This window comes from Pseudomonas sp. WS 5078, from assembly GCF_012985745.1.
Lineage (GTDB): Bacteria > Pseudomonadota > Gammaproteobacteria > Pseudomonadales > Pseudomonadaceae > Aquipseudomonas > Aquipseudomonas lundensis_A.
This window is the reverse complement of record NZ_JAAQWX010000004.1, coordinates 38725-56666: the sequence shown is the minus strand read 5'-3', so window position 1 is coordinate 56666 and position 17942 is coordinate 38725. Positions and strand designations below refer to the sequence as shown.

The window sequence follows — 17942 nt, the reverse complement described above, 5'->3', positions numbered from 1 at the left end:
GAGCTGCCGCCTGGCGCTCCTGCATTGGCCGTATTACTCAGTGACCGGCTGCGGTATGGAATTGCTGGTCTCCCGTCAGGTCAAACAACAGGCTAATCCCAAGCGGCCAATGTCCCAAACCGCTTTGCGCATTGATGTGCCCCGCGCTGTCGAGTATTTGCAGCTTTGTACTGCCCCACGCCTCGCTAAAAACCCTTGCCCGCTCAAGTGTGACGTAGGGATCGTCAGTGCTGGCGACCGTGATGGACTGAAACGGCAGCGGGTTCAAAGGCATGGGGGTGAAACCCTGTGTGCCTGACGGATAACTCTCAGCTTCAGTATCACTGGGCGCCACCAGCAACGCCCCCCTCACCCGCTTTGCCGCTTCCGGGTATTCCTGTGCCCACCGGGCAATCAAGGTACAGGCCAGGCTGTGCGCCACCAGAGCCACAGGGCGATTATTCTTCGTCACCTCTTTGTGCAATTTCTGCACCCAGTCGGCGCAAGATGGCGTCTGCCAGTCGCTCTGTTTAACGCGTTTCAAGCCGCTGAAACGCTGCTCCCAACGGGATTGCCAATGATCGGGACCTGAATCAAGTAACCCGGGCAATATCAACACTCTGACGGTCATCCCTGCTCTCCTCTGGATGCTGGATAGTCCCCGTGACCTTAGCTGCTCACTGGCCTGCGGTCGAGGCGACTGAGCCACACGGCGACGAGTATCACCAACGCGCCCAAGAACAGCCGCCCCAGCGGCTCGTGCTGATTCCAGATCAACAGGTTAAGCAACAAGCCCACCGGCACGTGCAGGTTGTTCATCACGGCCAGCGTGCCCCCGCTGACCAGACAGGCGCCCTTGTTCCACCAGTACATGCCCAGCGCGGTCGATACCAACCCTAAAAACAGCAGCACCCCCCATTGCAATGGCGCGTCGGGCAAGAAATGGGCTTTACCGAACAGCAGGAAAGCCGGCAGCACCACGGCCAGTGCGCCCAGGTAGAAATATCCGAAACGCCGATAGTGCGGCAGGTCGCTGGGGTAGCGCGCCACCAGGTGCTTGTACATCACCTGCCCGGCAGCGTAGGTAAAGTTGGCCAGTTGCAGCAGCAGGAAGCCTTTGAAAAAGTCCGGGCTAATGCTGTCAAAACGAATGACTGCCGCACCGCTCACGGCCACCACCGCCGCGACCAGTGCCCACGGGTTGAAACGACGGTTGAGCGCGTCCTCAATCAGCGTCACGTGCAGCGGCGTCAAGATGGTAAACAGCAGCACTTCCGGCACGGTGAGGACGCGAAAACTCAAATACAGGCACACGTAGGTAATGCCAAATTGCAATGCGCCGATCAGCAGCATGCCGCGCATGAAACCCGGCTCAACCGCGCGCCAGCGAGTTAGCGGGATAAACACCAGCCCCGCCAGCACGACCCGGACCAGAACGGCGAAGTAACTGTCAACGTGACCTGCCAGGTACTCGCCAATCAGGCTGAAGGAAAACGCCTGAATCAGCGTAACAATCAATAAATAGCCCATAACTCTTTCGCCTGCCGCCCAACGGAATGAGCGCGACCTTAGCGGTTTTCCACCGGCAACGAAATCCCGGGCAAAAAAAACCCGATACAGCTAAAAGCTGATCGGGCTGGAGCACTCAGAAGCAAAGTGCAAAGGGAGGTTCGATGCGCGAACCGCATGCTTGAAGGAGCAATGAAGCGATTAAGCCAACGGGCGATTACCTGCCGATTAAGACGTCATGCAATCTCTGAAATCAGGGATCTGGCTTGGTTCAATCCCTTTTCCTGGAAGTCCCCACCCAGATTCATACCTTCTGCGTGGATAAAGGTCACATCGTGAATCCCGATAAACGCCATCACCTGACGCAGGTAGGGTTCTTGATGGTCCGTGGTGCTACCCGCATATAGGCCGCCCCGCGCCGTCAGCACGTATGCTTTTTTCCCCGTCAGCAAACCCTGTGGCCCGGTTTCGGTGTATTTGAACGTCACGCCGGCGCGCAATACGTGATCCAGCCAGGCCTTGAGCGTGCTGGGGATCGCGAAGTTGTACATCGGTGCTGCCATGACCAGCACATCGGCAGCCAGCAACTGATCGGTCAGTTCGTTGGAGCGCTGCAACGAGGCGTGCTCCCCCTCGCTGCGCTGGTCTTCAGGCTTCATCCAGCCACCCAGCAGGTTGGCATCCAGGTGCGGTACGGGGTTGCGCGCCACATCGCGGACCGTGATCTGGTCAGCCGGATGCGCCGCTTGCCATTGGCTAATGAATTGCCGGGTCAGTTGACGGGAAAAGGAATCCTGCTGGCGGGCACTGCTTTCGATGATCAAAACACGGGACATGATAGGTAGGCTCCATCTCTAAATGCTGTAAGGCGATGAAGTGAAGGTTATAGGGCACAGCTTCGATGAAAAAGCGCAAATACCTGCTACAACCTATCTATAAAGTTGTTTATTAATCGTTGTGTCGGTGCGAACATCAGCCCCACTTCTCTTGACCCAAAGCGGCTACCTCCGCCTTCATCTATTCATTTTCAGAGGTACTCATCGTGAAAGCGCCCCGCGTGACCCTTGATCAATGGCGCACCCTGCAAGCGGTGGTCGACCATGGCGGCTTTGCCCAAGCTGCCGAAGTGCTGCACCGCTCGCAATCGTCCGTCAGTTACACCGTGGCCCGCATGCAGGATCAGCTCGGCGTGCCGCTGCTGCGCATCGATGGGCGCAAGGCTGTGCTCACTGAGGCTGGCGGCGTGTTGTTGCGCCGCTCCCGGCAACTGGTCAAACAGGCCAGCCAGCTCGAAGACCTGGCCCATCACATGGAGCAAGGCTGGGAAGCTGAGGTACGCCTGGTTGTCGATGCTGCCTACCCCAACGCACGTTTGGTCCGCGCCTTGAGTGCATTTATGCCGCAGAGCCGGGGCTGCCGGGTGCGATTGCGCGAAGAAGTGCTGTCCGGCGTTGAAGAAGTGTTGCTCGAAGGCGTGGCCGATCTGGCCATCAGCAGCTTCAACATTCCGGGTTATCTGGGCACCGAACTTAGCGCTGTGGAGTTTGTCGCCGTGGCCCACCCCGACCATCCATTGCATCGCCTGCAGCGTGAGTTGCAATTCCAGGACCTGGAGAGCCAGCTGCAAGTGGTCATTCGCGACTCTGGCCGCCAGCAACCCCGTGACATGGGCTGGCTGGGTGCAGAGCAGCGCTGGACCGTCGGCAGCCTGGCCACCGCTGCGGCCTTTGTCGGCAGTGGGCTGGGGTTTGCCTGGCTGCCGCGGCACATGATTGAACGGGAAATCAACGAAGGCGTGCTTAAACCGTTGCCACTTCATCAAGGCGGCACACGTCACCCGGTGTTTTATCTGTACTCCAACAAAGACAAACCCTTGGGGCCTGCCACGCAAATTCTTGTCGAGCTATTACGCACCTTCGACACGGCCCCGCTGGACGCACCGTTTGCAGCGCCCCTGCAAGCGTGACAGCGGTGGGCAGGAACCGGATTCGGGCATATCCTGTCCACCACTCGCGACATCTGCTTGTGTGTCTGCGTGACACTTAACCGTCACCCCCACTATTTCAGGATCACACCCATGCTTAAAAAAATTGTCCTCGCCGCTGGCGCCCTGCTGTTTGCCGCCAACCTGATGGCGGGCACACCTCCAAAGGCTCCCCACGTGCTGCTGGATACCAGTTTCGGCCAGATCGAGATTGAGCTGGACCCGGTCAAGGCCCCGATTAGCAGCAAGAACTTCCTGGATTACGTCGACAATGGTTTCTACAACAACACCATTTTCCACCGCGTGATCCCGGGCTTTATGGTGCAAGGCGGCGGTTTTACAGCGCAAATGGTGCAAAAGCCGACCCGCGACCCCATCAAGAACGAAGCCTCCAACGGCCTGCACAACGTACGTGGCACGTTGTCGATGGCACGCACTTCCAACCCGAACTCCGCCACCAGCCAGTTCTTTATTAACGTGGCCGACAATGCATTCCTCGACCCGGGCCGTGATGCCGGCTACGCCGTGTTCGCCAAGGTGGTCAATGGCATGGACGTTGTGGACCAAATCGTCAATTCGCAAACCACTACCAAACAAGGCATGCAAAACGTGCCCATCGACCCGGTCTTGATCAAGTCTGCCAAGCGCATTGACTGACGGATTGAGTCTTGCAGGAAGCGTAGACCGCTGCCCTTGAACGTAGCCGCTGCCCAAGCGTGCGCGCTGCCAACGCTGCTTGAGCGGCTCGCACTCTTCAATCGCCGCGCAGTCATCGGGTCAGCGGTCACACCACGAAAGGAGAGCCCGCGCTGCGGGCGTCAGTGCCCATGCTTTATCGCCGCTTTGAAAAACTGATCGATATCTTCCGCGAACCGCCCACCTCTGCGCCACCCGCGACGGTCTGGGCGTTTTATCTGTATTACTTGCGTCAGGTCTGGCCAATTTTTGCCGCATTGCTGGTGGTCGGGCTGGTGGCAGCGCTGATTGAAGTTTCCCTGTTCAGTTACCTGAGTACCTTGATCGACTTGGCTCAAGGCACGCCCAATACTGACTTTTTCAGGGTCCACAGTGCCGAGCTGATTTGGATGGCCGTGGTGGCGCTGATCATTCGCCCGGTCTTTTTCGGCCTGCACGATTTGCTCGTCCACCAAACCCTGAGCCCCAGCATGACCAGCATGATCCGCTGGCAGAACCATAACTATGTGCTCAGGCAGAGCCTGAATTTCTTCCAGAACGACTTCGCCGGGCGCATCGCCCAGCGCATCATGCAAACCGGCAACTCGTTGCGCGACTCAGCTGTGCAGGCCGTCGATGCCCTGTGGCACGTGCTGATCTACGCCATCAGTTCGCTGGTGCTGTTTGCCGAGGCGGACTGGCGCCTGATGATTCCGCTGCTGACCTGGATCGTGCTGTATATCGGTGCACTCTATTACTTCGTGCCGAGGGTCAAGGAACGCTCCGTGGTGTCCTCCGATGCGCGCTCCAAACTGATGGGCCGCATCGTCGATGGCTACACCAACATCACCACCCTCAAGTTATTTGCCCATACCCATTACGAGCAGCAGTACGCCCGCGAAGCCATCATTGAGCAAACTGAAAAAACCCAGTTGGCCAGCCGTGTCGTGACCAGCATGGACGTCACTATCACCAGCATGAACGGCCTGTTGATTGTCAGCACCAGCGGCCTGGCCTTGTGGCTGTGGAGCCAGTCGCTGATCAGCGTCGGCGCCATCGCCCTGGCCACGGGCCTGGTGATTCGTATCGTCAACATGTCCGGCTGGATCATGTGGGTGGTCAATGGCATCTTCGAGAACATCGGCATGGTCCAGGATGGCCTGCAAACCATTGCCCAGCCGGTGGCGGTCACTGACCGCGAAAACGCCCCCCGCCTCAGCGTGACCCGTGGCGAAGTGCGTTTCGAGCACGTGGATTTCCACTACGGTAAACGCAGCGGGATCATCAGCGACCTGAACCTGACCATCAAACCCGGAGAAAAAATCGGCCTGATCGGCCCATCAGGCGCGGGTAAATCGACGCTGGTCAACTTGTTGCTGCGGCTGTATGACCTGCAAGGCGGCCGCATCCTGATCGACGATCAGAACATTGCCGAGGTGACGCAGGAAAGCCTGCGCGAACAGATCGGCATGATCACTCAAGACACCTCGTTGCTGCACCGCTCGATCCGCGACAATTTGCTGTATGGCAAGCCGGACGCCAGCGACGAAGAATTGTGGGCCGCCGTGCACAAGGCGAGGGCCGATGAGTTCATCCCGCTGCTGTCCGACGCACAGGGCCGCACCGGTTTTGACGCCCATGTGGGCGAACGCGGGGTCAAATTGTCGGGTGGGCAGCGCCAGCGCATTGCGATTGCACGGGTGCTGCTTAAAAATGCGCCGATCCTGATCATGGACGAAGCCACCTCAGCGCTCGACTCTGAGGTTGAAGCGGCGATTCAGGAAAGCCTCGAAACCCTTATGCAAGGCAAAACCGTGATCGCCATTGCCCACCGGCTGTCCACCATCGCCCGCATGGACCGGTTGGTGGTACTGGAAAAAGGCCGTATCGCAGAAAGCGGCACCCATGCCGAATTGCTCGCCCATGGCGGTTTATATGCACGTCTGTGGCAACATCAAACGGGTGGCTTTGTCGGTATCGACTGATCCAAAAAAACACCGCATGTAAACCCCCTGAAACACATCGCCAGGGCCCGGTTTTAAAGGGCTCTGGTTTTTTTATGGGCAATGGAAAATCCGTTGCCGACTGCTGTAATGAATAAAGGATTCGGAGGAATTCTGTCGTTAAACATGCAGGATGCGCCCAGTGATCACTGATAGATCAAGCCATCTATCCAGGACCCTGACATGAACCTGTTCAAACGCTCCATCACAGAGTTGATCGGCACTTTCTGGTTAGTCCTCGGCGGGTGTGGCAGCGCGGTACTGGCCGCTGCTTTCCCTGATGTCGGCATCGGATTGCTCGGGGTCGCGCTGGCCTTTGGTTTGACGGTGCTAACGATGGCTTTCGCTATCGGCCATATTTCCGGGTGTCACCTCAATCCCGCCGTGTCGTTCGGCTTATGGGTAGGCGGACGCTTCCCGGCCAAAGAACTGCCCGCCTACATCGGGGCTCAAGTTGTGGGCGGGATCATTGCCGCCAGCGTGCTGTATTTCATCGCCAGCGGTAAACCCGGGTTCGACCTGGCCGTCAGCGGGCTGGCTGCCAATGGCTATGGCGAGCACTCGCCGGGGGGTTATTCCATGACCGCAGGGCTGGTGTGCGAACTGGTGATGAGCAGCATGTTCATTCTGATCATCATGGGCGCCACGGATAAACGGGCACCGGCCGGGCTGGCGCCGATTGCTATCGGGCTGGCGCTCACCCTGATCCACCTGATCTCGATTCCCGTGACCAACACCTCAGTCAACCCCGCCCGAAGCACGGGACCGGCGCTGATTGTGGGAGGCTGGGCGATTCAACAACTGTGGATGTTCTGGCTGGTGCCACTGGTGGGCGCGGCCATCGGCGGGCTGACCTACCGATGGCTGGGCAAGGAACACCACTGACGCGCAACGAGGCGTGGCTCAGGCCTGCCGGTAGGGCAGCGCCGACCTCGCCTCTTCGGCGTAAGCCATCACGCCCACGCGTTCGCGCTCCAGAAAATCGCTGACAGCGGCTTTGAGCCCCGGATGCCGCAGGTAGTGCCATGAGTGCGTAATCACCGGTTCAAAGCCGCGGATCAGCTTGTGCTCACCTTGAGCGCCGGCATCGAAACGCTGAATACCGTGGGCGATGGCGTACTCCATGCCCTGGTAAAAACAGGTTTCAAAGTGCAGGCGATCGAATTCGGCCAGGCAGCCCCAGTAACGGCCGTACAGACTGTCGCCCCCTACCAAACTGAACGCCATGGCAACCGGTGTAGTGCCCTGTTTGGCCACTACCACGCGGATGGCTTCAGGCATGCGTTCGGCCAACAGGCTGAAGAACTCGCGGGTTAAATACGGGGTTTGTCGACGCACGGCGTAGGTGTGCGCGTAACAGGCGTAGACGAAATCCCACTGCGCCTCGCTCACCTGTCGACCTTCTAGCCACTCAAATGCAACTCCTTGCCCCGCGACCTGCTCGCGTTCCTTGCGCATTTGTTTGCGTTTGCGCGAACTGAGCGCATCGAGAAAGTCTTGAAAATCCCGGTAATCACGGTTTTGCCAATGAAACTGGCAGCCCAGACGTTGCAGCCAGCCGGGCTGTTGCGCCAGCGCGCTGTCTGCCAACGGGTCAGTGAAATTGATGTGCGCGCCGGACAGCCCTTCGACCTCCAGATAGCCGGGCAACGCCGCCAACAACTCACGCCCTTGCTCGGCACTGGCGGCCAATAGGCGCGGGCCGCTCACAGGACTGAAAGGCACGGCAGTCAACAGCTTGGGGTAATACTCAATACCCGCACGATCGCAGGCGTTGGCCCACTCGTGATCAAACACATACTCGCCATAGGAATGCCATTTGCGATAACTGGGCAACGCGGCCTGCAAGGTGCCGTCCGCGTAATGCAACAAATGCTCGGGCTGCCAGCCTGAGTGCGGGTTCAAGCTGCCACTGTCTTCAAGCGCGCTGAGAAAAGCATGACGCAAAAAAGGTTGGGAGGTCGGGACCAAGGCATCCCATTCAGGGGCGCTGATAGCCGACAGACTGTCCAGACGATGTAACGGCATTGAGGGGCTCCGGCACGCGCTTCAGAGCGGCGATGGTATCACCCCGCCAGTGTTTGAAAACGCCCTTGAACACCTTGTGCCTGATAGCGACTACCGCAATAAACAGGGTCTGGGCGACACCTCATCATCCGACAACGCCTGCGAACCGAGGGCTGGAACGGTGTCACGGACTTGCTATCAGTTTGCCACTTTTCTGTCATATCCAGCCGCGATACTGGCGCCGCTTCTTAGAGCGCGGGGTTATGAGTGGACGGCTGCCAACACGCCAATAACACACTCGCCCCGCACCCATTTTGAGCCCACCAAGGGCCGTTTTTCCGGGGATGGTCATCGCCATTCCACCACTGGGAGATTCATATGCGTCTTGTATCTACACGGGTTGCGGCGGGACTATGTGGCGGCCTGGCGTTAGCCATGAGTATTCCGGCCAGCGCCGGGGTCGATGCCAAACTGCTGGAAATGCTCAAGGCAAACGGGTCCATCTCCCCAGGGCAATACGCCGAGTTGCAAACCGAACTCGCCAGTGAAAAACAGGCTCAGCAGGAAGCTGCCGCCAATCAGGTGAAAAAATCCGACCTCAGTGCGTTTGAACAAAAAGTGGCCTGGGCCGCCAAGACCGAGTTCAAGGGTGACGTGCGGGTGCGCCATGAAAACATCAAAATCGACGGCGAGTCCGACGGCAAGAACAAGGACCGCCAGCGTATCCGTGCACGCCTGGGGGCATACACGCAGATCAACCCGCAAGTGAACACCGGCATTCGTATCGCCACCGGCGGCGGAGACGATGCGCGTTCGACTAACCAGGACCTGGACAACTATTTCGACAAGAAACAGCTGTGGCTGGATCAGGCTTACATCGACTATCACCCGACCGCCGTCAAAGACTTGCACTTGATCGGCGGCAAAATGCCACAACCCTGGGTCAGCATCGGTGATGTGATCTGGGACAGCGATATCAACCCCGAAGGCGTCGCCGCGACGTACAAACACGACCTGGGTAACAGCGGTGTCGAAATGTTCGGCAGTGCGGGTTACTACACCCTAAAGGACAACGTCGACGGCGAAGGTGTGCAGTTTCGTCACGACCTGAGCATGTATGCCGGCCAGTTGGGTACACGTTTCGCACCCAACGACAGCCTCAAAGTAACCTTGGGCGGCAGCGTGTATGGCTACAAAAACGACGATGACAGCAAGTGCCCGACCACTGGCACCAAAACCACGCCGTGCGCACTGGCCGTCAATGGCAACAGCACCAGCGAATTCCGCCTGTATGAAGGTTTTGGTCAGGTCGACATCGCCAACCTGCCACTGCCTCTGTCGCTGTACGGTCAGTACGTGCACAACGCCGCCACCGACAGCGATCAGGACGACGCTTGGCTGGTGGGTTTCAAAAGCAAGCTGGATGCCTTCAGCCTGGACTACAACTACCGCGACGTTCAACGTAACGCCGTGGTCGGTGCCTTCACTGACTCCGACTTTGCCAACGGCACCACGGGCTCGCGTGGGCACAAGGTCAAACTGGGTTACGAAATCGACAAGAACTTCGGTGTCGGCGTGACGTACTACCTGACCAAGGCCGACTACGCCACCACAACGCAGAAAGACGCGAACACCAACACCCTGCAACTGGATGTAGAAGCCAAGTTCTAAACCACACTTGAATTAAAGAAACGGCGCCGTCGATCCCCTCTCATCCGTCGACGGCGCCTTGTCTTTAATCCCTTTGTTTGTGACCCGACCGCTCACGCAGCATTCGCTCAATCGTCGCCTCCAGATCCGCTGGCGGTGCCTGCGGCAAGCGTTTGAGGGTGGCATTGAGCAACCGCATTTGCTTGATGAACCGACGGCAGTTGGGGCAAAACAGTAAATGATGACGCACCAGCAACCGCTCACGAAAGGTCAACTGGCCATCCAGATAGTCACTTGAACGCGCTACTTGCTGCTTGCAGGTCAACATTCACCGGTTTCCTCGAAATGCTCCACCGTCGCAAAGACTTTAAGCCGGGCCCGATGTATCAGCACCCGGGCATTAGAGAGCGTTATCTGCAGCAGATTACAAATCTCTTCCAGCGCCAACCCCTCGCGCTCACGCAACACCAGCACACTGTTTTGCAACTGCGGCAGGCTGAGCAGCGTGTGCTCCAGGCACTCGCGCAGTTCGTCCTCAGTCAGCAAGGCTTCCGGGGTGTCCTGATGCCAGGCAAACGGCGCCAACAGCCAATGGCCATCACGGGAGAAACGGTCATCGTCAACACTGCCGTGGGGCGACGGCAGGTCATCGAGTAGCACTTCGCGCCGGTTCTGCTTGTAACGGTTTTTGGCAGCGTTGGCCGTGATCGTCAGCAACCAGGTTTTCAGGCTGGAACGGCCTTCGAATCCATCCAGGTTGCGCACGACCGACAGCCAGGCGTCCTGCACGGCTTCATCGGCGTGACGGGTGCCGACAATCGCAAACGCCACGGCACGCATGGCGCCTTGATAGGTGCTGACCAGTTCGCGAAACGCGCGTTCTTCACCGGCCAACAGGCGGGAAAGCAGTTCAGAGTCAGCCATCAGGCCTCACAATTGCAGGGCCGCTGCCACACGCGGGCAACGCCCCTGCGACGGGATTAACGCTTGCGCAAGATCACGCTGCCGATGGAGTAGCCCGCACCGAACGAACTGAGAATGGCCAGCGCGCCGCCGGGCAAGTCGTCCTGGTATTTGTGGAAGGCAATCACCGACCCCGCCGAACTGGTGTTGGCGTAGGTATCAAGAATCACAGGTGCTTCTTCAACGGAGGCTTCACGCCCCAGCAAACGCTTGACGATCAGGTGGTTCATGCTCAGGTTGGCCTGGTGCAGCCAGAAACGCTTCACGTGCGCCACGTCCAGCTGGTTTTCTTCCAGGTGCTGCCCGATCAGTTCGGCCACCATCGGGCACACGTCACGGAACACTTTGCGCCCTTCCTGCACGAACAGTTTGTCCGGGCTGTCAGCAGGTTCGTCCGAGGCGCGATTGAGGAAACCGAAATTATTGCGGATGTTGTTCGAAAAGGTCGTCAGCAACTTGCTGCTAACGATGTCGAATTGATGCGCAGAGGTTGCCAGGTCGGCACGTTCGATGACCACCGCCGTGGCGGCATCACCAAAGATGAAGTGGCTGTCGCGGTCACGGAAGTTCAGGTGGCCGGTGCACACTTCCGGACTGATCAAGAGCACCGCGCGGGCCTGGCCCAACTGCACACTGTTGCTGGCGGTCTGGATACCGAAGGTCGCGGACGAGCAGGCGACGTTCATGTCAAAACCAAACCCCTGAATGCCCAGCGCGTGTTGCACTTCAATAGCAATGGCCGGGTACGGGCGTTGCAAGTTGGAACACGCCACGATCACACCGTCGATATCGGCAGCGGTTTTGCCTGCGCGCTCCAACGCCTGTTTCGCCGCGCCAACCGCCATTTCGCAGAGCACCGACATTTCGTCATTGGAGCGCTCCGGCAAGCGCGGGCGCATGCGCTGCGGGTCAAGGATGCCGTCCTTGTCCATCACAAAGCGGCTTTTGATGCCGGACGCTTTTTCGATAAAGGCCGCGCTGGATTCAGCCAGAGGCTGGATCTCACCGGCCTCGATGGCAGCCGCGTGTTCGGCGTTGAACTGTTGCACATAGGTATTGAAAGACTGCACCAGCTCTTCGTTGGAGATGCTGTTGGCCGGGGTATACAGGCCGGTGCCGCTGATGACGACGTTATGCACGGTCGTTCCTCTGTTCTGTTCAAGCAGAAAATATTGGTACTTTCGTACCAAATCATAAAAGGACTCACCCCGGACAAGGGAAGTGAAGTGCCTTGGGTCCTGTTCGTGTCTGGATGTTATAGCCGCGAAGTTTGCCATAAACGGCAACATTTGCGTTATAGCCGCAATGATGCCCCTGACCCTGTAAAGGGGCCAGGGGGATGGTTAAGCCTCTACCTGACTCCACTGCTTGCTCAGGCGTTTGTCAGAAATCGGCACCTTGGTGCCCAGCTGCTGACCGAACAGCGACACCCGGTATTCTTCCAGCCACCAGCGGTACAACTCCAGTTGCGGGTCGCGCTTGCCTTCCTGCGCATGCTTGGTTGCTCGGGCCTGATACTGCGCCCACAGCCCGCCGAGTTCGCCACTCCACACCCGGTCTTTTTGCACCTGACCCGGCAGTTTTTCCAGGCGCAACTCAATGGCCTTGAGGTAACGCGGCAGTTCCTTGAGCCACATCGGCGGGGTTTCCCGAACAAATCCCGGGTACACCAAATGGCTCAGTTGCTGCTTGATGTCATTCAACGCCACGGCTTGGGCCAGGTCGATCTTGCCTTTGAAACGCTTTTGCAGGCCGTGCCACAGTGTGAGGATCTCCAACGTCAGCTTCGCCAGTTTCTCCGCATGCTCCGTCCAGCCTGCGCGCTTGCGCTCGGCCAGCGAAGCCAGCCCGGCGCCATCACGAGGCAGCACGGCCTCGCCCTCAAGAATGCAGCTGTCGAGGCTGGCCAGCAGAATGTCTTCCACCAGACTGTCGACCCGTCCCAACTCACGGTACAGCAAGCCCAGCTCGGTCAGCCCCGGCAACTTGCCCCGCAGGAACTTCGCAGGCTCCGACAACTGCTGCATCAACAAGCGTTGCAAGGCGCGTCGATGCTGGTATTCCGCCTCGGCCGGGGTCGAGAATCGACCTTCCTTGACCGTATTGCCCTCTTCTACCAGCGCCGGGTACACCGTCATTGAAAGACCGGCAATCTTTTGCTGGGTTTTCTCCGCCACCGGGGCAAATACTTTTGCTTCCACGGGCTGCTGGCTTTTGGCGCTCTGCGGCACCGCAAGGGCGGCCTGGCTGGCTTCAGCGAATCGCGCGGTCAGTTCGGCCAGATCGCGACCCTCGCCAAGGAACTTGCCATTGGCGTCGACGATCTCCAGGTTCATCCGCAGATGGCTTTCGACCTGCTGCGCGGCCTCGGCCCACGCCTCATCACTGACCCGCGCGCCCGTCATGCGCAGCAGTTCACGTCCTAGCGCTTGTGGCAACGAGCCCTGACCAAACTCCATACGCTGCAAGGCAGCCTTGACGAAGTCCGGCACCGGCACGAAGTTTTTGCGCAAAGCCTTGGGCAGACTGCGCACCAACGCAATGCACTTGGCCTCGATCATCCCCGGCACCAGCCATTCCAGGCGCTCGGGCGGCAGAACAGACAGCAGCGGCGCTGGCACTTTGACTGTCACGCCGTCACGGGGGTGATTGGGCTCAAAGTGATAACTGAGTTCCAGCGTCAACTCCCCCAGCCGCAACGTGTCCGGGTAATGCTGGGCGGTAATTTCAGTGGCCTCGCGGGCCAGCACGTCTTCTTCTCGCATGATCAACAGCTGCGGGTCTTTCTGGCTGTTGACCCGGTACCAGCTGTCGAAGGTCGCGGTCTGATGGATCTCGGCGGGCAAGCGCGCGTCGTAGAACGCAAACAGCGTCTCTTCGTCCGCCAGAATGTCACGACGGCGGGCTTTGGCCTCCAGTTCGTCGAGCTGTTCCAGCAACCGGGCATTGGCCGCCAGGCACTTGGCCCGCGACTGGATCTCACCGCGTACAAGGCCTTCGCGGATAAACAGCTCGCGGGACAACACCGGGTCAATCGGCCCGTAATGCACAGGGCGACGGCCCACCACGATCAAACCGAACAGCGTGATTTGCTCAAATGCCACCACTTGGCCGCGTTTTTTCTCCCAGTGCGGCTCAACGTAATTCTTTTTGACCAGATGCCCGGCCAATGGCTCGATCCAGTCCGGTTCGATCTTGGCCACCATGCGCGCATACAGCTTGGTGGTTTCCACCAGTTCGGCGGTCATCAACCATTGCGGGCGTTTTTTGCCCAACCCCGAAGACGGGTGAATCCAGAATCGACGCTGACGCGCGCCCAGATAATCGCCGTCTTCTGACTTCTGTCCGATCTGGCTGAGCAAACCCGACAACACGGCTTTGTGCAGTTTCGGATAATCCGCCGGTTCTTTATTGACCGACAGTTGCAGGTCACGGCAGATCAGGCTCAGTTGGCGGTGAGAGTCGCGCCACTCGCGCAAACGCAGGTAGTTCAGGAAGTTCTTGCGGCACCAGTTGCGCAGAGGGCTGGCGGTCAGCGCTTGGCGCTGCTCTTCAAAACCACGCCACACATTGATCAGCGCCGCAAAGTCCGAATCCACATCCTTCCATTGCGCGTGGGCCTGATCGGCCGCCTGCTGACGCTCCGGTGGACGTTCGCGCGGGTCTTGCACCGACATCGCACTGGCCACGATCAACACTTCCTGCAAGCTGCCGAGCTTCGCCGCTTCAAGCAGCATGCGCCCCATGCGCGGGTCGACCGGCAGGCGCGCCAGTTGGCGCCCCAGTGGAGTCAGCTGGTTCTCGCGGTTGACCGCGGACAGCTCCTGCAACAGGTTGAAGCCGTCCGTGATGGCTTTGCCGTCTGGCGGTTCGATGAACGGGAATGCGGTTATTTCCCCCAGACGCAAGTGCAGCATTTGCAGGATTACCGCAGCGAGGTTGGTGCGAAGAATCTCGGGATCGGTAAATTCCGGGCGCCCGTTGAAGTCTTCTTCGGCGTATAAACGCACACAAATCCCCGGCTCAACCCGCCCGCATCGGCCTTTGCGCTGATTGGCGCTGGCCTGGGAAATGGCTTCGATCGGCAAACGCTGGACTTTAGCCCGGTAGCTGTAGCGACTGATGCGCGCGGTGCCGCTGTCGATCACGTAGCGAATGCCCGGCACCGTGAGGGACGTTTCCGCCACGTTGGTCGCCAGCACCACGCGGCGCCCAGGGTGTGACTGGAAGATCCGCTGCTGCTCGGCCGGAGACAGTCGGGCATACAACGGCAGGATTTCAGTGTGCTTGAGCTGGGCTTTGCGCAGCATATCGGCAGCATCGCGGATTTCACGCTCGCCGGGCAAAAACACCAGCACGTCGCCGGGGCTTTTGCGCTCATGGCGTTCATGGGCAGCAATTTCGTCCAGCGTCGCAATGATCGCCTGATCGACGCTCAAGTCCTCTTCGACGCTGTTGCCCTCCTCGTCCTGCTCCGAGGTCAACGGGCGATACCAGGTCTCGACCGGGAACGTGCGGCCAGACACTTCCACGATGGGCGCATCGTTGAAGTGCTTGGAAAAACGCTCCAGATCGATGGTGGCCGACGTAATGATGACCTTGAGGTCCGGACGCCGGGGCAGCAGGATTTTCAGGTAACCGAGCAAAAAATCGATGTTCAGGCTGCGTTCGTGGGCTTCGTCGACGATGATCGTGTCGTAGCGTTCCAGAAAGCGGTCGTGCTGGGTTTCGGCCAGCAGAATCCCGTCGGTCATCAATTTGATCAGCGTGTTGGAATCGCTTTGATCCTCAAACCGCACCTGATAGCCGACCAGCGCGCCCAACGGCGTACCCAGCTCTTCGGCCACGCGACTGGCCACGCTTCGGGCCGCGATGCGCCGGGGCTGCGTATGGCCAATCAAACCGTGCTGACCGCGCCCGATTTCCAGACAGATTTTCGGCAACTGGGTGGTTTTGCCCGAACCGGTTTCACCGGCCAGAATCAGCACTTGATGCTTGAGCAGCGCGGCCTTGATCTCATCGCGCTTGGCGGCGATCGGCAAATGTTCGTCATAGCGAATCAACGGCACACTGGCCGCCCGCGCTGTCACCTGCGCGCACGACGCCTCGACCCGCGCTACCCAGGCTGCCAGCTTGGCGTCGTCCGGTTTTTTGCGCAGCTCGTGCAACTGCCGACGCAGCTTGTGGCGGTCGGCAATCATGGCGTGATCGAGGTTTTTCAACAGCTTGTCGATAGCAGGCGATTCGTCAGTCATCAGGTGCGTAAAAGTCTTGGTAAATGCAGGGGGCGGATTGTCGCAGATTTAGGGTGCCAAGCACGAATCTGTAGCAAAACGGGGCTAATTTTAAGGTAGCAACGAGGCGTCAAAAAACGCCAACCCTGTCAAATTCTCTGAGAGGTGCAAGGTCGTCCGATACCCTCACCCCCGACGCCGATAAGGAAACACGTCCATCACCTTGCCAGACGCGATGGAGGCTTGGAGGCCTTTCCAGTAATCGGCGTCGTAGATCTCGCCGTGCAGCTCGTCGAACAAACGGCGCTGGCGGGCATCGGCAAACAGGAACGGCGGAAACTCTTCGGGGAACACGTCCAGCGGGCCTATGGAATACCACGGCTCGCTGGCCATTTCGTCTTCAGGGGTGCGCGGTTGGGGGATGTGGCGGAAGTTGGCTTCGGTCAGAAAGCAGATTTCGTCGTAGTCGTAGAACACCACTCGGCCGTGGCGGGTGACACCGAAGTTTTTCAACAGCATGTCGCCTGGGAAGATGTTGGCCGCCGCCAGTTGTTTGATCGCCAGCCCATAGTCGTCGAGGGCTTCACGGATTTGCGCGGGGTTGGCGTGTTCCAGGTACAGGTTGAGCGGGGTCATGCGCCGCTCCGTCCAGCAGTGTCGAATCAGTACCGTGTCGCCTTCAACTTCAACCGTGGAGGGAGCCACGTCCAACAGTTCGGCCAGGCATTCGGGTTCGAACTTGCTGAGCGGAAAACGGAAATCCGCGAACTCCTGGGTGTCGGCCATGCGCCCGACCCGATCCACGCTTTTGACCAGCCGGTATTTCTCGATGACCGTGGCCCGGTTGACGTTTTTCGAGGGTGAAAACTTGTCCTTGATCAGTTTGAACACGGTGTTGAAGCCCGGCAGGGTAAACACGGTCATGACCATGCCGCGCACGCCGGGGGCCATGATGAAGCGGTCATCCGTGGTGGCCAGGTGGTTGATCAGGGCGCGGTAGAACTCGGACTTCCCGTGCTTGTAAAAACCGATGGAGGTGTAGAGTTCGGCAATGTGCTTGCCCGGCAGGATGCGTTTGAGAAAGCCGACAAACTCCGCAGGCACTGGCACGTCGACCATGAAGTACGAACGGGTGAAGGAGAAGATGATCGACACCTCGGCTTCATCGGTGATCAAGGCGTCAATCTGAATGCCCCGTCCTTCGCGGTGCAGCAGCGGGATCACCAGCGGCCACTGTTCGTCGCGGGTGTACAGACGCCCCACCAAGTAGGCCCCTTTGTTGCGATACAACACCGAGCCAAACAGTTCGATGTGCATGTCCGGGTCTTTGCACACCCAGTCGGGCAGATTTTCACGCAGGTGTACTTCCAGCCTTCGCACATCCTCTGGTAAATCGGCGTACGGCTCGCTGAACGCAAAGTCACTGAAGATCTGCGTGAGTGTGAGGCTTAACTGCCCTGCAGGGCGATATGTCCGGGTTTGTGCGGCCCGCGGCTGACGCAAGGCCGGGCGCGTGGTGTGAATAAACATGCACTCGTCGCTGATCAGGTCGTGGCTGAACAGGCTGCAAAACGTTGAGTTGTACCACGTCTCGGCCAACTCATCGTCCAGCCGCGGGTCAATCAGCCAGATGTAAGCGCGCTTGACCAACGGCCACTGGCTGGCGTCCAGCAACCCCTGTTCACCGAACGCCGATTGCAAGCGCTGGCTGACCTGACTGACTTTTTGCTCGTAGAGGTTGATCCGTGCCGCTGAAGCCTCCTGCGCGTCCTGCCACAGCGCACCTTCAAAACGGGCACGGGCACCGTCAGTGATGTGCCGAAAGTGCTCACGGTAATCATCGAAGCCATCGAGAATCAGTGTCGCGATGGCGTCAGCCGGCCAGGTACGGGGCATGGGTGAACCTCTGCACGAACGTCGTTGATGGGGGTGTTCGCC

General features: G+C 59.0%; 14 protein-coding genes. 5 read left to right on the top strand and 9 right to left on the bottom strand.

Translation table 11 applies throughout. The features are described 5' to 3' along the window. Window positions 1-37: 37 nt before the first annotated feature. From HBN68_RS07385 to HBN68_RS07375, 3 genes are all read right to left on the bottom strand, one after another. A complete protein-coding gene (locus HBN68_RS07385) occupies window positions 38-610 on the bottom strand; it encodes an alpha/beta hydrolase (RefSeq protein WP_094992336.1) in 573 nt (190 codons plus the stop codon). A gap of 38 nt (window positions 611-648) precedes the next feature. Then, a complete protein-coding gene (locus HBN68_RS07380; protein WP_094992337.1) occupies window positions 649-1509 on the bottom strand; it encodes a carboxylate/amino acid/amine transporter in 861 nt (286 codons plus the stop codon). A gap of 215 nt (window positions 1510-1724) precedes the next feature. Next, on the bottom strand, window positions 1725-2324 hold the full coding sequence (locus HBN68_RS07375) for an FMN-dependent NADH-azoreductase (RefSeq protein WP_169963567.1): 600 nt from the start codon (window positions 2322-2324) through the stop codon (window positions 1725-1727). Between the two features lie 206 nt (window positions 2325-2530). On the opposite strand from HBN68_RS07375, the gene HBN68_RS07370 reads away from it, so the two are divergent. From HBN68_RS07370 to aqpZ, 4 genes are all read left to right on the top strand, one after another. Further along, window positions 2531-3454, top strand: coding sequence for a LysR family transcriptional regulator (locus HBN68_RS07370; RefSeq protein WP_169963569.1), 924 nt, complete (start codon window positions 2531-2533; stop codon window positions 3452-3454). A gap of 111 nt (window positions 3455-3565) precedes the next feature. Beyond that, window positions 3566-4129, top strand: a complete 564-nt coding sequence (locus HBN68_RS07365) for a peptidylprolyl isomerase (protein WP_094992340.1) — start codon at window positions 3566-3568, stop codon at window positions 4127-4129. Window positions 4130-4299: 170 nt separating this feature from the next. Beyond that, the gene (locus HBN68_RS07360) at window positions 4300-6132 is read left to right on the top strand and encodes an ABC transporter ATP-binding protein (RefSeq protein WP_169963571.1); all 1833 of its coding nucleotides are present in this window, start codon (window positions 4300-4302) and stop codon (window positions 6130-6132) included. Window positions 6133-6333: 201 nt separating this feature from the next. Then, window positions 6334-7035 (top strand): aquaporin Z, encoded by a 702-nt coding sequence (aqpZ, locus tag HBN68_RS07355; protein ID WP_094992342.1) that lies wholly within the window; start codon window positions 6334-6336, stop codon window positions 7033-7035. 18 nt (window positions 7036-7053) lie between these two features. Here the strand turns inward: aqpZ and HBN68_RS07350 are convergent, their stop codons facing one another. Next, window positions 7054-8178 carry a GNAT family N-acetyltransferase gene (locus HBN68_RS07350; RefSeq protein ID WP_169963573.1) on the bottom strand — a complete coding sequence of 375 codons (1125 nt, stop codon included), beginning with the start codon at window positions 8176-8178 and terminating at the stop codon, window positions 7054-7056. 357 nt (window positions 8179-8535) lie between these two features. Here HBN68_RS07350 and HBN68_RS07345 point away from each other — a divergent pair, with 357 nt between their 5' ends. Further along, on the top strand, window positions 8536-9828 hold the full coding sequence (locus HBN68_RS07345; RefSeq protein WP_169963575.1) for a putative porin: 1293 nt from the start codon (window positions 8536-8538) through the stop codon (window positions 9826-9828). A gap of 64 nt (window positions 9829-9892) precedes the next feature. Here the strand turns inward: HBN68_RS07345 and HBN68_RS07340 are convergent, their stop codons facing one another. The 5 genes from HBN68_RS07340 to aceK all read right to left on the bottom strand — a co-directional run bounded on the left by HBN68_RS07340 (window position 9893) and on the right by aceK (window position 17900). Next, window positions 9893-10135 carry a zf-HC2 domain-containing protein gene (locus HBN68_RS07340; protein WP_169963577.1) on the bottom strand — a complete coding sequence of 81 codons (243 nt, stop codon included), beginning with the start codon at window positions 10133-10135 and terminating at the stop codon, window positions 9893-9895. Then, window positions 10129-10731: an RNA polymerase sigma factor gene (locus HBN68_RS07335; protein WP_169963579.1), complete on the bottom strand. Its 603-nt coding sequence runs from the start codon at window positions 10729-10731 to the stop codon at window positions 10129-10131. The genes HBN68_RS07340 and HBN68_RS07335 overlap by 7 nt, the downstream gene beginning before the upstream one ends. Window positions 10732-10787: 56 nt before the next feature. Further along, complete coding sequence (locus HBN68_RS07330) at window positions 10788-11909, bottom strand: beta-ketoacyl-ACP synthase III (protein ID WP_094992347.1); 1122 nt, start codon at window positions 11907-11909, stop codon at window positions 10788-10790. A 204-nt stretch (window positions 11910-12113) separates the two neighbouring features. Further along, window positions 12114-16025, bottom strand: coding sequence for an ATP-dependent RNA helicase HrpA (gene hrpA / locus HBN68_RS07325; RefSeq protein WP_094992348.1), 3912 nt, complete (start codon window positions 16023-16025; stop codon window positions 12114-12116). Window positions 16026-16190: 165 nt separating this feature from the next. Next, a complete protein-coding gene (gene aceK / locus HBN68_RS07320) occupies window positions 16191-17900 on the bottom strand; it encodes a bifunctional isocitrate dehydrogenase kinase/phosphatase (protein WP_094992349.1) in 1710 nt (569 codons plus the stop codon). Between the last annotated feature and the right edge of the window lie 42 nt (window positions 17901-17942).

What these genes read in the sequence shown, in the direction of transcription:
- hrpA (WP_094992348.1), bottom strand. Translation starts at nt 16,025, where the DNA reads ATGACTGACGAATCGCCTGCTATCGACAAGCTGTTGAAAAACCTCGAT.
- HBN68_RS07335 (WP_169963579.1), bottom strand. Translation starts at nt 10,731, where the DNA reads ATGGCTGACTCTGAACTGCTTTCCCGCCTGTTGGCCGGTGAAGAACGC.
- HBN68_RS07375 (WP_169963567.1), bottom strand. Translation starts at nt 2,324, where the DNA reads ATGTCCCGTGTTTTGATCATCGAAAGCAGTGCCCGCCAGCAGGATTCC.
- HBN68_RS07380 (WP_094992337.1), bottom strand. Translation starts at nt 1,509, where the DNA reads ATGGGCTATTTATTGATTGTTACGCTGATTCAGGCGTTTTCCTTCAGC.
- HBN68_RS07350 (WP_169963573.1), bottom strand. Translation starts at nt 8,178, where the DNA reads ATGCCGTTACATCGTCTGGACAGTCTGTCGGCTATCAGCGCCCCTGAA.
- aceK (WP_094992349.1), bottom strand. Translation starts at nt 17,900, where the DNA reads ATGCCCCGTACCTGGCCGGCTGACGCCATCGCGACACTGATTCTCGAT.
- HBN68_RS07365 (WP_094992340.1), top strand. Translation starts at nt 3,566, where the DNA reads ATGCTTAAAAAAATTGTCCTCGCCGCTGGCGCCCTGCTGTTTGCCGCC.
- HBN68_RS07385 (WP_094992336.1), bottom strand. Translation starts at nt 610, where the DNA reads ATGACCGTCAGAGTGTTGATATTGCCCGGGTTACTTGATTCAGGTCCC.
- HBN68_RS07345 (WP_169963575.1), top strand. Translation starts at nt 8,536, where the DNA reads ATGCGTCTTGTATCTACACGGGTTGCGGCGGGACTATGTGGCGGCCTG.
- HBN68_RS07340 (WP_169963577.1), bottom strand. Translation starts at nt 10,135, where the DNA reads ATGTTGACCTGCAAGCAGCAAGTAGCGCGTTCAAGTGACTATCTGGAT.
- HBN68_RS07360 (WP_169963571.1), top strand. Translation starts at nt 4,300, where the DNA reads ATGCTTTATCGCCGCTTTGAAAAACTGATCGATATCTTCCGCGAACCG.
- aqpZ (WP_094992342.1), top strand. Translation starts at nt 6,334, where the DNA reads ATGAACCTGTTCAAACGCTCCATCACAGAGTTGATCGGCACTTTCTGG.